This is a genomic window from Providencia sp. SP181 (assembly GCF_050446505.1).
Lineage (GTDB): Bacteria > Pseudomonadota > Gammaproteobacteria > Enterobacterales > Enterobacteriaceae > Providencia > Providencia vermicola.
In genome coordinates, this window is the sequence record NZ_JBBPXM010000003.1 from 296,457 (window position 1) to 309,537 (window position 13,081).

General features: G+C 43.5%; 14 protein-coding genes. 13 read left to right on the plus strand and 1 reads right to left on the minus strand.

From position 1 onward, the window contains the following. Positions 1-9: 9 nt before the first annotated feature. Positions 10-570: an NADPH-dependent FMN reductase gene (locus tag AABS66_RS07105; protein ID WP_206083435.1), complete on the minus strand. Its 561-nt coding sequence runs from the start codon at positions 568-570 to the stop codon at positions 10-12. A 306-nt stretch (positions 571-876) separates the two neighbouring features. Here AABS66_RS07105 and AABS66_RS07110 point away from each other — a divergent pair, with 306 nt between their 5' ends. The 13 genes from AABS66_RS07110 (at position 877) to AABS66_RS07170 (ending at position 13,069) form a co-directional block, all read left to right on the plus strand. Then, positions 877-1,449: a TetR/AcrR family transcriptional regulator gene (locus tag AABS66_RS07110; protein WP_206083798.1), complete on the plus strand. Its 573-nt coding sequence runs from the start codon at positions 877-879 to the stop codon at positions 1,447-1,449. Positions 1,450-1,507: 58 nt separating this feature from the next. Next, entirely contained in the window at positions 1,508-2,365 is an 858-nt protein-coding gene (locus AABS66_RS07115) for a transcriptional regulator (RefSeq protein WP_272573989.1), read from the plus strand. Then, positions 2,362-2,880: a FidL-like protein gene (locus tag AABS66_RS07120; RefSeq protein ID WP_206083437.1), complete on the plus strand. Its 519-nt coding sequence runs from the start codon at positions 2,362-2,364 to the stop codon at positions 2,878-2,880. Before AABS66_RS07115 ends, AABS66_RS07120 begins: the two co-directional genes overlap by 4 nt. A 616-nt stretch (positions 2,881-3,496) precedes the next feature. Then, positions 3,497-3,775 carry a BMC domain-containing protein gene (locus AABS66_RS07125; protein WP_004249182.1) on the plus strand — a complete coding sequence of 93 codons (279 nt, stop codon included), beginning with the start codon at positions 3,497-3,499 and terminating at the stop codon, positions 3,773-3,775. Between the two features lie 20 nt (positions 3,776-3,795). Next, entirely contained in the window at positions 3,796-4,080 is a 285-nt protein-coding gene (locus AABS66_RS07130; RefSeq protein ID WP_206083438.1) for a BMC domain-containing protein, read from the plus strand. 14 nt (positions 4,081-4,094) lie between these two features. Then, positions 4,095-4,373, plus strand: a complete 279-nt coding sequence (locus AABS66_RS07135) for a BMC domain-containing protein (RefSeq protein WP_006658501.1) — start codon at positions 4,095-4,097, stop codon at positions 4,371-4,373. A 69-nt stretch (positions 4,374-4,442) separates the two neighbouring features. Further along, positions 4,443-6,056 carry an acetaldehyde dehydrogenase (acetylating) gene (locus AABS66_RS07140; RefSeq protein WP_206083439.1) on the plus strand — a complete coding sequence of 538 codons (1,614 nt, stop codon included), beginning with the start codon at positions 4,443-4,445 and terminating at the stop codon, positions 6,054-6,056. Between the two features lie 26 nt (positions 6,057-6,082). Beyond that, positions 6,083-6,340: a EutN/CcmL family microcompartment protein gene (locus AABS66_RS07145; protein ID WP_206083440.1), complete on the plus strand. Its 258-nt coding sequence runs from the start codon at positions 6,083-6,085 to the stop codon at positions 6,338-6,340. 8 nt (positions 6,341-6,348) lie between these two features. Next, a complete protein-coding gene (locus tag AABS66_RS07150) occupies positions 6,349-7,479 on the plus strand; it encodes a 1-propanol dehydrogenase PduQ (RefSeq protein ID WP_272539329.1) in 1,131 nt (376 codons plus the stop codon). 59 nt (positions 7,480-7,538) lie between these two features. After that, positions 7,539-10,970, plus strand: a complete 3,432-nt coding sequence (gene cutC / locus AABS66_RS07155; protein ID WP_430224720.1) for a choline trimethylamine-lyase — start codon at positions 7,539-7,541, stop codon at positions 10,968-10,970. Between the two features lie 77 nt (positions 10,971-11,047). Next, positions 11,048-11,998 (plus strand): choline TMA-lyase-activating enzyme, encoded by a 951-nt coding sequence (gene cutD, locus AABS66_RS07160; protein ID WP_206083443.1) that lies wholly within the window; start codon positions 11,048-11,050, stop codon positions 11,996-11,998. A gap of 13 nt (positions 11,999-12,011) precedes the next feature. Then, the gene (locus tag AABS66_RS07165) at positions 12,012-12,428 is read left to right on the plus strand and encodes a BMC domain-containing protein (protein ID WP_206083444.1); all 417 of its coding nucleotides are present in this window, start codon (positions 12,012-12,014) and stop codon (positions 12,426-12,428) included. Beyond that, on the plus strand, positions 12,425-13,069 hold the full coding sequence (locus AABS66_RS07170) for a phosphate propanoyltransferase (protein ID WP_206083445.1): 645 nt from the start codon (positions 12,425-12,427) through the stop codon (positions 13,067-13,069). Before AABS66_RS07165 ends, AABS66_RS07170 begins: the two co-directional genes overlap by 4 nt. Positions 13,070-13,081: the final 12 nt, after the last annotated feature.

Consider the following 13,081-nt stretch of genomic DNA (forward strand, 5'->3'; position numbering starts at 1 on the left):
CGCGATAACTTATTTGCTCACAGCGTTATGGGCAACAAACTGAGCAAAGGTATCCGCCCACGGTTGTAAGAAATCTTTGCTTTTCGGTGAAATATTGCCTTGCTCATCCACCATACCGTCATACCATTTCAGGTAACATTCAGGTTGGTTCATGGTTGGCATATTCAAAAAGGCAAGGCTGTTGCGCAGGTGTTGTTGGGCAATTGCCGTGCTGATATTACCGATGGAAACACCTAAAACCCCCGCAGGAATTGCATTCCACGAGTTATCTCCCCAAGGGCGAGAGCCTTGGTCAATGGCATTTTTTAATACACCAGGAATAGAGCGGTTATATTCAGGGGTGGCAAAAATAATGCCGTCACAGGCTTTAATTTGAGATTTAAAATTGGCGACAACAGGAGGCACATTTTGGTCAGCATCTTGATTGTAGAGAGGAAGGTCGCCAATGTTGATAAATTTGAATGAGAAATTTGCAGGGAATAACTTAATGATGGCTTTAGCGACGGTTAAATTATAAGAATCCGCACGTAAGCTACCCACAATAACACCAATATTATATTGTTTTGACATGGTAAAACCTCTTCTATCGACGGTTAGTGACGAATGTGACAAATAATTTGTACTTTGTCAGAATTTTATTTTACATCCATTATTAAACATCATAACCCGAATTGGCGCAAAACTAAGTTAAATTTGAAACTAGCCAAAGCAGAGGTGCAAAATAATTTTAAATTATCAATTAATTACGGGGTTATGGCCTATCTAAAATGGATATTGTGAGTCCCATTCCACTATTTTGATTTAACCTTGAACAAAACAGGGTTACTTGATTTGGGTCAAAATGAAACATACCGACTGGTCGGTATCATCCATTACATGAACAAAACAGCGCAGCACAGAAAAAAAGATCCCGTCAAACTTCAAGTGGAGTTATTAAAAGCGGCTCGCATAATTGCGGGTAGGGACGGCATTTCTGCATTATCCCTTAATGCGGTTGCACGGGAAGCGGGTGTCAGCAAAGGGGGGCTGATGCATCATTTCCCAAGTAAGCAAGATCTTATCCATGCGCTATTTTTGCAATTACTGAGCATTATGGATGAGCGTATTAGTTTCATTATGGAAAATGACATCAATACTTATGGGCGTTTTTCCCGTGCATATTTGCACTATATTGGCGAGCTTAAAGAATCAGATGAAAGTTTTCAGCTCGCGTTATTGTCGTTGGCCATGCCAAATGAGCCTGTATTGCGCAAATGTTGGCGTAATTGGGTGCTGGGTCATTTAGCAAAAGGTGACTCGTTCGATAACAGCTATTTAGGGGCGCTAGTGCGTTATGGCGCAGACGGCTTGTGGTTGTCATCATTAACAGAGGGTGAAACGTTATCAAAACAAGAGCGTGATGCCATTGTGAGTCGTTTAACGGCGATATCTTTTGAAAAGCTACCTTAATATGGATAAGTAAACACCGAAAATACCGTCATTAATATAATAAAAACATGGGGCGCCAATGAAATATAAAATCAATGCCTTCATTATATATGATGCAGTCGATGGCACTTTGTCTTTGAAAGAAGACGAGGTGGATACGCAATTGTCTATTACCGCCAATGCACTGCTTTATTATTTTATCCAAAATAGGGGTGTGGTATCCCGTGATGATGTATTAAAAGCAGTGTGGGATGATAATGGATTAGTTTCATCCAACAGTAATTTAAACCAATATTTGAGTTTATTAAGAAAAGCATTTCGCCAGTATGGTATTGAAAATATCATTATCACGGTGGCCAGAGGGAGATTGGAATTTAATTCAGAAGTGACGCTAGAACGTTTGAATGATGCTAAAATGCACCCTGCTGAATTTATTAAAAACTTGAGTGAGATAGATGCCGCTGAAGTTGTATTATCACCCATTATTGCCCCCTCTTTAATTGAACCAGAAACAATCTCAATATCCCCCGTTAAAAGCCCTGAGCCATTAACAAAGGCAAAAAAAGAAATGTGTTGGTATTTCGCCAGTGGTGCATTTTTGCTGTGCTCTATCTTGTTATTAATTATGGCTTATTTATCAAATCAACCATCTCAACCGATTAATATGACGGTGCTGGAGCATGCTAACTGCGATGTGCTTTCAAATGAAAAAATGATTAATGGCACCGTCGCACAAAATTATGTGCAAAATTTTGACAAGGTGAGAAATAACTTAAATCTTGCCTGTGTAGAAAAAGAGCGATTTGTTTTCTTTTATGGGGATAAATTACAAACTAATGGATTAGGCCGTGTGTTTTTAGCCCACTGTGCCGTAAATGAAGACAATCCTTTTAGCTATTGCGATAACTATTTCTATTATTCTTGGAAGCCATCATGAAAATATCTGGGAAAGTATTATGTTTACTGAGTGCTTTGCTGTTTATTATGGTGGTGATTTACACACAATCGGTTTTATTTTCCAATAAACAAGATGGATTAATGGTGTGTTCTACCAAAGGCATCATGCGCTTTGAAAATATGAAAGATGAAAACGTTAATGGCAATATTCATTTCAATTTTGGTGCGAATGGAAAAGGGTCTATTGTTGTTGAAGGCTATACAGACTCTAAAGCAGGGTGGCTGTATTTACAGCGCTATGTGAAATTTAATTATACGACCAAACGGGTTTCCCCAACGGAACGCCATTATAATATTAGCCAATGGGAATCGAGCGCCTCTTCCATTGATGAATCCCCCGATGTGATTTTTGACTACTTTATGCGAGAAATGTCAGATAGTCATGATGGCTTATTTCTTAATGCCCAAAAGTTGAATGATAAAGCGTTGTTATTAAGTTCAATTAACTCTCCTCTTTATATCTGCACATTAAAACCTGGCAGTAAATTTGACTAACAAAATACAGACCTAGGGCATTAAAGTTGGCCTATCATTTTGTGTGTTTTCCCGTTCTAACCGTCTTTAACTGTCTTTAAAATGGCTTACATCTTCAGTGTTATTCATAGGCTTCTTAGTGTGAACTGCTTGCCTCAGATAAGCACACTTTCCTGAGTACCTTAATATAAAAGAGCTTCTTTATTTGCGAGTAAAGCTTATAAGCCAGTGAGCCACCCCACAGTTATCATTGTGTAAATTACCCCTTGGTATCAGCTTAATAATATCCTGTTAACAATCCTACCTGATTAATCCGTAATCTATTTTTCGTGTTTTTTATTCACCAGACAGATGCGTGAATTTTTCGTTTTTTCAGCATTGATGTGTGAATTTAGGGGCTAATAAATCTAATTTTTAGTTAAATATTCTAAGTATCTTCATGTTGTGGATTTATATTTTGTTTTTATTTTTCACCTCTATAGTGAATTTGAAGCCAAAGGCTGCGTTCAATTAATCACCGCGCAGACACTGTTGGCGTAAATGATTACCTCGGTTCTTCAAGAAACATGTATTCGGACACATCAACTTAAAGAGCGCGGTAAAGAAAAATGAAGAAGGCTTCTCGGAGGAAACAACAATGGGTGATGCATTAGGTCTTATCGAAACTAAAGGTTTGGTGGCTTGCATCGAAGCGGCGGATGCAATGTGTAAAGCCGCAAACGTTGAGCTAATCGGTTATGAAAATGTGGGTTCAGGTCTCGTCACCGCAATGGTTAAAGGCGACGTTGGTGCAGTCAAGGCGGCGGTTGATTCAGGTGTTGAATCTGCTCAGCGTGTTGGTGAAGTCGTGACATCACTGGTCATTGCGCGTCCACATAACGATATCAACAAAATTGTGATTAAACATAAGGCATAACTTTTTCCGGAGGAAAAAACATGGGTGACGCATTAGGTCTTATCGAAACTCAAGGGTTAGTGGCATGTATTGAAGCGGCTGACTCGATGTGTAAAGCCGCAAATGTTGTGCTGATTGGTTATGAAAATGTTGGGTCAGGTTTAGTGACGGCAATGGTGAAGGGGGATGTCGGTGCGGTAAAAGCAGCGGTTGATTCAGGTGTTGAATCGGCTTCTCGCGTTGGCACTGTTGTGACATCTCTGGTTATTGCTCGTCCTCACAGCGATATTCAGAAAATCGTCGCCCAGTATAAAGTCTCGGAATAAAAAGGAAATTACTTATGAAAGAAGCACTTGGACTAATTGAAACTAAAGGTTTAGTGGCCTGTATTGAAGCCGCTGATGCCATGTGTAAAGCAGCCAACGTCGAACTGATTGGTTATGAAAATGTCGGTTCAGGGTTAGTGACTGCCATGGTGAAAGGCGACGTCGGTGCAGTTAACGCAGCGGTGGAATCTGGTGTTGAAGCCGCAAAACGTGTTGGCACCGTAGTGACATCACGCGTTATCGCAAGACCACATAACGATATCGGCAAAATTGCGCAGCAACATAAAGCCTAAGCTGTTGGCTGATAAGTAAATAAAACAACAAGTTAATTAGTTAATTTTGGCTCCGATACGGGGGAAGACATGGTTGCATTAGATAAAGATCTGCAATCCAGACAACTGGCAAGAGAGCTAGTTAGAAACGCGAAACAAGCGCAGAAAGTATTCGCGACTTTTTCGCAGGAAAAAATCGACAGTATCGTTAAACACATCGCGATTGAATCAGCTCTTCACGCTGAAGAGCTGGCGAAAATGGCCAATGAAGAGACAGGTTTTGGTAAGTGGCAAGACAAAGTCTTGAAAAATACCTTTGCTTCAATGCGTGTCTATGAACACATTAAAGATCTCAAAACCGTTGGCATCATTAATGATGACAAAATCAACAAAGTCATGGATGTAGGCGTTCCGTTAGGGGTGATCACGGCATTGGTGCCATCGACAAACCCAACATCGACCATCATCTACAAAACGTTGATTGCCTTAAAAGCAGGTAACGCCATTGTCTTCTCCCCGCATCCTAATGCCAAAGCCTGTAGTTTCCGTACGTTAGACATTGTTAAAAAAGCGGCATTAGAGGCTGGCGCACCCGCAGGGATCGTTGATGGTGTCACAATGTTGACCCTTGAAGCGACCAAAGAGCTGATGCACAGCAAAGATGTTTCCTTAATTTTAGCGACTGGCGGGGAGGGCATGGTGCGTGCAGCGTATGCATCGGGTACGCCAACAATCAGTGGCGGTCCGGGTAATGGCCCTGCCTTTATTGAGCGCAGCGCCAATATCAAACAAGCCGTGAATGACATTATCACCAGTAAAACGTTTGATAACGGGGTTATTTGTGCGTCAGAGCAATCAATTATCGTCGAACGTTGTATTTATAACGAAGTGCACCGCGAGCTGTTAGCGCAAGGCGCTTACTTTATGAATGAAGACGAAGCGAAGCGTATGGCGTCAATGTTATTGCGGGCAAATGGCACCATCAACCCTGAAGTGGTTGGGAAAGATGCCATTACCTTGAGCCAGCGTGCAGGGTTTAGCGTACCTGCCAATACGCGTGTGCTTATTGCCTTACAAGACACCGTTTCACCGAAAAACCCCTATTCGCGTGAAAAACTTTGCCCGATCTTAGGGATGTATATCGAAGAAGATTGGCAATCTGCTTGCCATCGTGTGGTGGATTTGCTGACTAATGAAGGCTTAGGCCACACATTGGTGATCCACACCCAAAACGAAGATGTCATTCGTCAATTCTCCCTTGAGAAACCCGTTAACCGTATTTTGATTAATACACCTGCGGCACTGGGGGGCATTGGAGCAACAACCAATATTACGCCAGCATTAACCTTAGGTTGCGGTGCAATCGGTGGCGGTTCGAGCTCAGATAACGTCGGGCCAATGAACTTACTGAACATTCGTAAAGTGGGTTATGGCGTGCGTTCTATTGATGATTTAAGGCAGCCAGCACAGCCGTGCCCAGTTGCTCAGCCTGCGGCTTCAACCACAGTGAATCAATCGCAAATCAGTATTTTAGATGATGACCGTTTTCGTCAGCCAGTGACGGCTTCTGCACCTGTTTCTCATGTAGCAGACAACCGTTTTAGCACGGCGGAAATTACGCAAGCTGTTGTTTCGCAAGGTGATATCACCGAAGAAAATGTTGAGCAAATCATTAAGGCCGTTCTCGGTCGCCTAAATAAGTAATTCATTGAAATAAGGCGGTATAAACCATGATTTTGGCAAAAGTAATCGGACATGTTGTCGCAACGCAGAAATGCCAAGAACTTAGCGGAAGCAACTTATTGATGGTCGCTGCGCTGGGGGATGATCTTGAACCGTTGAAAGACCGAACGTATGTGGCGGTAGACAGCGTCGGTGCAGGTATCAACGACATTGTGTTAGCTGAAGAGTACTTCGCGTTGAACAAAGACAAATACAAAGCCATGTCAGTGGTTGCCATTGTTGAAAAGGTTTATACCAAGGAGTAAACAACAGCATGAACCAGTTTCTCATTAAACCGCGAGTTCAATTTGGTGCTAATGCACTGGATTTTATCTCACAAATGCAAGCTCAGCAGGTTTTTATCGTGACCGATAAAGCCATGGTGAAATTTGGCTTAGCAGAGGAAGTCACTCGTCGGTTAACACACTCAGGCATTGCGTTTTCAATGTATGACGATGTCCTGCCAGACCCTGATATTTCAGCCATCGTAAAAGGCATGAAAGTCATGGACGTGCAATATCCCGATGTGGTGATTGCACTGGGTGGCGGCTCAGTGATTGATGCGGCGAAAGCGATTATTTACTCCTTATGGCACACGAAAAGCGACGCCAATCGGGCAAAACCGCAGTTTATTGCAATCCCAACAACCAGCGGCACAGGCTCTGAAGTTACCTCATTTTCAGTGATTAAGTCCCACTCTGAAAAACTGGTGCTAGTGGATGAGTTTATGTTGCCCGATGTGGCGATCCTCGACCCTGTTCTCGTGAAATCCGTGCCTGCGTCGATTACCGCAGATACAGGGATGGATGTGCTTTGCCATGCATTAGAAGCGTATGTTTCCCGCACTGCATCTGATTTTTCTGATGCGCTAGCGGAAAAAGCGGTGCAGCTGGTTTTCGGTCACTTAATTGACTGCTACCGCGAAGGTGGCAATTTGCTTGCTCGCGAAAAAATGCATAACGCCTCTTGCATCGCAGGAATGGCATTTACCAATGCTTCCCTTGGGATCACGCACAGTTTAGCCCACGCATTAGGCGGTGTATTCCACATTCCACACGGCCGAGCCAATGCGCTATTGATGGCACATGTGGTGGCATTTAATGCCGAGTTAGAAGGGCGTTGTGATAGCGAAGCCGCAAAACGTTACGCTCATCTCGCGAAAAACTTGAATTTACCCTCTTCAACAATACGTGAAGGCGTTGAAAGCTTAATTATGGCAATCAACGTATTGAAAGATGAAATGAATATGCCAAAAGGCATTCAAGCCACAGGCATTAATGAAACCGATTTTAACGCCCGTTTAGGGGAAATGGTGGGGCAAGCACTGCGTGATAGTTGCACTCCGACCAATCCACGGGATGTGAACCAAGTGCAACTTGAAACGCTATATCGGCAATCTTTTTAACAGCCGCAAGCTGTTAGGTGATGAACAACAAACTAGAACGAACATCAGGATAGGCTAACATGACTAAATATGCTCTGACCCCACGCGTAAAAATGCTGGCTGAACGCTTAAGTGCCCGCAATAGCTCAATTATTACTGAACGTGCCAACATTTTAGAAGCACTGGAAAACCAACTTTCGGGTGCACCGCAGGCAATAAAACCTGCTCAACGTTTTTATGAATTTATCCGTCATTTCCCTGCGTTTATTGCGCAAGATGAATTGATTATTGGTAGTCAATCGTCCACACCGCGTGGCGCGATTTTCTTCACTGAAAACGAAATTCACAGCAACAGTATTTACACCTTCTTAGCAGGGGATAGCACCGTTGATGCCCCTGACTATTTAGCGGTACTGAACATCGGTTTTTTAGAAATTAAATCCCAATTGGAAAACCGAGTCAGAAACATCGGTAGTGCAGTCAGTCGTAATAGTATTGATGAGGCAAATAATTGCCGCGCTGCAATTTATGCATGTGATGCAGCAATTCATTTTGCACAATCCCTCGCGTCAAAAGCGGAAAGCATGGCAGCGGTGGAATCAAACCAATATCGCCGTTTAGAACTGCAAGAAAGCGCGGCGATTTTACGTAATGTTCCTGCCAAACCTGCACAAACCTTTAAAGAAGCTTGCCAAGCATTCTATTTATTGCAGCTTATTTTACATCTGGAAAATGGCAGTTACGCGGTTAACCCAATGGGCTTCGACAAAGCGGTTTATCCGTTCTACCAACGGGACATCGAGCAAGGCCGTTTAACACCAGCCCAAGCGTATGAAGTGGTTGAAAGTTTATGGCTGAAATTGGCTGAGCTTTCTGAAGTGCGTTCGACAAAAGTGGTGGATGGCTACCCAATGTTTGATGCATTAAAAGGTGGCGTATATTTAACCGACCCTCACGTATGCATTAATGAATTATCCGCCATGATGTTATCGGCTCATGAAAATATCATGGCCGTCAATAATGGGTTAAAAGTCCGCTTATATTGCGGCCAAGCAAGCACGCAACCGCAATACTCTGCGCCGAATGCCAGCTATGTTGCACCGTCTGTACAAGCTGAGACAGAATTTAAAGTAATGGAAGGGCTGACCCCGCGTTTACAACGCCTGCGTAACCGCTATTTAGAAGCGCGCCCAAGTGTTTCTATCTACCGTGCTTTAGCCTTTACTGACGTTGTCAAAAATAACCCAGGTTTACCGCCGATTTTACTGCGTGCAAAAGCATTCCGTCGCGCATGTGAAACCGCACCAATCTTAATCCAACCAGAAGAATTAATTGTTGGGCATCCGTGTGGTAAGCCACGTGCTGGTGCATTCTCCCCAGATATCGCATGGCGCTGGGTGGTTGAAGAGCTCGACACCATGAGCACACGCCCACAAGACCCATTTGTTATCTCTGAAGAAGACAAAAAAGTCATTCGTGAAGACATTGCACCGTTCTGGGAAGGCCGCTCATTAGATGAAATCTGTGAAGCACAATACCGTGAAGCGGGTGTGTGGGAGTTTAGTGGCGAAACGTTTGTCAGTGATTTGTCTTACCACCAAATCAACGGTGGGGGTGATACATGCCCAGGCTACGATGTCTTGTTATTCACCAAAGGCATGAATGGGATCAAAGCGGATGCACAGGCGAAACTGGCTGAGCTTAGCATGGAAAACCCAGAGGATATCGACCGTATCTATTTCTACAAAGCCTCTATTGAAACTTGTGAAGGTGTTGTGTCTTACGCGCACCGTATTGCAGAACATGCTCGTGAGTTAGCCGCAAAAGAAACAGACTCAAAACGCCGTGAAGAGTTATTGACTATCGCACAAGTAAATGAAAACGTGCCAGCAAATCCGCCTGTGACCTTGCAAGAAGCCCTACAAAGCATTTGGACAGTAGAATCTCTGTTTGAAATCGAAGAAAACCAAACGGGTTTGTCTTTAGGGCGCCTCGATCAATATTGCCTGCCAATGTATGAAAACGACATCAAAACAGGCCGTTTAACACAAGACCAAGCGCTGGAAATGATGCAGGCGTTTATCATCAAATGTGCTGAATTAATGTGGATGTCCAGTGAGTTAGGCGCGAAATATTTTGCGGGTTACCAGCCGTTTATCAACTTAACAGTAGGCGGGCAAAAACGCTCGGGGGGCGATGCGTGTAATGACCTAACTTATTTAATTATGGATGCGGTGCGTTTCGTTAAGGTGTACCAGCCATCACTGGCTTGCCGTATCCATAACCAATCACCACAAAAGTACATGGAAAAAATTGTCGATGTCGTTAAAGCTGGTATGGGCTTCCCTGCCTGCCACTTCGATGACTCCCACATCAAAATGATGTTACGTAAAGGTTTTGACTTTGAAGATGCGCGTGATTATTGCTTGATGGGTTGCGTTGAACCTCAAAAATCAGGCCGAATTTATCAATGGACCTCAACAGGTTACACCCAATGGCCAATCGCGATTGAGTTTGTCTTAAATCGTGGGCGCATGGTGCTGTTTGATAGTTACCAAGGCTTAGATACAGGTGAACTGCGTGACTTGAGAACTTTTGAAGATTTTGACCGCGCAGTGAAACAACAAATCGCTCATATCGTCCGATTATCCGCGGTCGGTACGGTGATCAGCCAACGAGTACACCGTGATGTTGCACCAAAACCATTAATGTCTTTGCTGGTGGAAGGCTGTATGGAAAAAGGGAAAGACGTTGCCGCAGGTGGTGCGATGATTAACCACGGTCCAGGTTTGATTTTCTCTGGTCTTGCAACCTACGTCGATTCAATGGCAGCCATTCGTAAGCTGGTTTATGAAGACAAACGTTATACCCTTGAACAAGTACGTGATGGCCTATTAGCTAACTTTGAAGGCTATGACGAACTGCGCCGCGACTGCTTAAACGCGCCAAAATTTGGTAACGATGACAACTATGTTGACCAGTATGCGCTGGATATTACGGAGTGGACAGAGCGCGAGTGCCGCAAATACGACATGTTGTATTCCACACTTAGCCACGGAACCTTATCGATTTCGAATAATACTCCAATCGGGGAATTAACCGCAGCGAGTGCGAATGGACGTTTAGCTTGGATGCCATTATCAGATGGTATCAGTCCAACGCAAGGTGCGGATAAACAAGGCCCAACCGCCATCATTAAATCCATCAGCAAGATGAATGTTGAAACAATGAACATTGGCATGGTGCATAACTTTAAGTTCTTAAAAGGCTTGTTGGATACGCCTGAAGGCCGCCACGGCTTAATTACCTTGCTAAGAACGGCTTCTATTTTAGGAAATGGCCAAATGCAATTTAGTTATGTCGATAATGAAATGCTGAAAAAAGCGCAGCAAGAACCTGAAAAATATCGTGATTTAATCGTTAGGGTCGCAGGTTACAGTGCTTACTTCGTCGAACTCTGCAAAGAAGTTCAAGATGAAATTATTAGCCGTACTGTGATTGAGAAGTTCTAAATCGATATCGGCAGGTATGGCAACATACCTGCCACTTCATAATAAAAACGATAAATTTTTCAATGTGTTGAGGTGTGATGATGAGCGCTGCAGATATTAAAGGTCGGATATTTAATATCCAAAAATATTCCATTTATGACGGTGATGGTATACGCACGCTGATCTTTCTTAAAGGGTGCAATATTCGTTGTCCCTGGTGTGCTAACCCTGAGGGATTAAGCAGCCAGTTTCAAGTGATGTTTTCCCATGATAAATGCGTCAATTGCGGTAAGTGTGTCGATGTTTGCCCAACAGGTATTCATTACAAAACAACCAATGAGCAAGGTGAACAAATTCACCGTGTTAATCGCAGCATTGATTGTATTGGTTGTCGTAAGTGTGAAGAGGTGTGCATTGGCGGTGCGCTGGACATTATGGGCAAAGATGTCACGGTTGCCGAAATGATGGAAATCATCATGCAAGACTATGATTTTTATATTTCTTCTGGTGGTGGTGTCACGATCGGTGGTGGGGAAATGAGTCTACAAACCGATTTCGCCGTTGAACTGCTGCGTGAATGCAAAAAAATGATGATCAATACCGCGGTAGAGACCCAAGGGACAACATCATTAGCTAACTATGAAAAGCTCGCTCAAGTCGTCGATTTATTTTTGTATGACATCAAACACATCGATAGCGTACAGCATAAAAGTATCTTTGGTATTGGTAACGAAAATGTGCGCCAAAACCTTGAAAGACTTATTGAATTAGGTGCAAACGTGGTGGTGCGGATGCCGTTGGTGCGTGGGTATAACGATTCGTATGACGCAATCACTGGGGCCATTGAATACGCGATGGCGCTATCCAAACGCGGCAATGTAAAACGTATCGATATTCTACCTTACCACCAGTTGGGACGCGGTAAATACGACAAACTGGACATGATTTATCCAGTAAAACAAGACCCAACCTATAGCGCAGAAGAACTCGATCAATTGGAAGCGTTCTTTAAACAGTTTGATTTTGATATTCGACTGGTTCGTCACTAAGTAGGAGAGACAGATGAAAAGTTTAGGTGTTATTGAAACGCGGGGACTGACATCCGCGATACAGGCAGCTGATGCGGCGTGTAAGGCCGCCAGTGTAGAAATTGTCGGCTATCGTAAAATTGGCTCTGGCTTAGTATCCGTTTGTTTTCAGGGGGAAATCAGCGCAGTGCGCACCGCCGTTGATCACGGTATTGAGGTGATCAGCGATAATCAATTATGCGTAGGCTCACTCGTGATTGCACGCCCTGAAGAAAGTGTAATTACAAAATTATTAACAGTAAAAAGTAAAAAGGGCGAGTTAGAAAAAAGTGTCGAACAAGCTGAAAAGCTGCAAGAAAAGCTTGTGGTTGAGGAAAAATCTGCACCAGAGGTGACGGAAAATAGTATTAAAGAGCCTAAAAATGACCTGCGCAAAGGTAAAAAATCATGATGAATGAGCAATTGATGGGCAAAATTTTGTCTCGTCTTTCAGCATACAACCCAGCGAATGGAATGCAATCTGCTATAGCAATCCCAGTGGGGGTATCTAATCGCCATGTACACCTTTCGCAGCAGGATGTCGAAGCCTTATTTGGTCAAGGTTATCAACTCACGCCGTTTAAAGATCTCAAGCAGCCAGGGCAATTTGCGGCGAAGGAATGTGTAATGGTTGTTGGGCCAAAAGGCTCAATCAGCAAAGTCAGAGTGTTAGGCCCTGTGCGCCCAAAAAGCCAGTTAGAGGTTTCGAAGGCCGATTGTTTTGCTTTAGGGATTAAAGCCCCCGTGAGGGAATCAGGGGATTTAGCCGATTCAGGTAGTGCATTGTTAATCGGCCCAGCTGGTTATGCAAACCTTGAATCTCAAGTGATTTGTGCACAACGACATATTCATATGAATACGATAGATGCCAGAGCATTAAACGTGGTGAATGGACAAAAGGTCAATATTCGTACGGAAGGTGAGCGTCGTTTAGTATTTGATGAAGTTGTTGTGCGTGTAGATGAGCGCTTTTCTCTTGAGTTTCATATTGATACTGACGAAGCCAATGCAGCGGGTCTGCGCAATAATGACAGCGTATTTATTGTTGGTTAAGGGACGGTGGCA

Coding starts and splice junctions, on each gene's coding strand:
- AABS66_RS07170 (WP_206083445.1), top strand. CDS start 12,425: ATGATGAATGAGCAATTGATGGGCAAAATTTTGTCTCGTCTTTCAGCA.
- AABS66_RS07115 (WP_272573989.1), top strand. CDS start 1,508: ATGAAATATAAAATCAATGCCTTCATTATATATGATGCAGTCGATGGC.
- AABS66_RS07145 (WP_206083440.1), top strand. CDS start 6,083: ATGATTTTGGCAAAAGTAATCGGACATGTTGTCGCAACGCAGAAATGC.
- AABS66_RS07140 (WP_206083439.1), top strand. CDS start 4,443: ATGGTTGCATTAGATAAAGATCTGCAATCCAGACAACTGGCAAGAGAG.
- AABS66_RS07135 (WP_006658501.1), top strand. CDS start 4,095: ATGAAAGAAGCACTTGGACTAATTGAAACTAAAGGTTTAGTGGCCTGT.
- cutD (WP_206083443.1), top strand. CDS start 11,048: ATGATGAGCGCTGCAGATATTAAAGGTCGGATATTTAATATCCAAAAA.
- AABS66_RS07125 (WP_004249182.1), top strand. CDS start 3,497: ATGGGTGATGCATTAGGTCTTATCGAAACTAAAGGTTTGGTGGCTTGC.
- cutC (WP_430224720.1), top strand. CDS start 7,539: ATGACTAAATATGCTCTGACCCCACGCGTAAAAATGCTGGCTGAACGC.
- AABS66_RS07105 (WP_206083435.1), bottom strand. CDS start 570: ATGTCAAAACAATATAATATTGGTGTTATTGTGGGTAGCTTACGTGCG.
- AABS66_RS07150 (WP_272539329.1), top strand. CDS start 6,349: ATGAACCAGTTTCTCATTAAACCGCGAGTTCAATTTGGTGCTAATGCA.
- AABS66_RS07120 (WP_206083437.1), top strand. CDS start 2,362: ATGAAAATATCTGGGAAAGTATTATGTTTACTGAGTGCTTTGCTGTTT.
- AABS66_RS07165 (WP_206083444.1), top strand. CDS start 12,012: ATGAAAAGTTTAGGTGTTATTGAAACGCGGGGACTGACATCCGCGATA.
- AABS66_RS07110 (WP_206083798.1), top strand. CDS start 877: ATGAACAAAACAGCGCAGCACAGAAAAAAAGATCCCGTCAAACTTCAA.
- AABS66_RS07130 (WP_206083438.1), top strand. CDS start 3,796: ATGGGTGACGCATTAGGTCTTATCGAAACTCAAGGGTTAGTGGCATGT.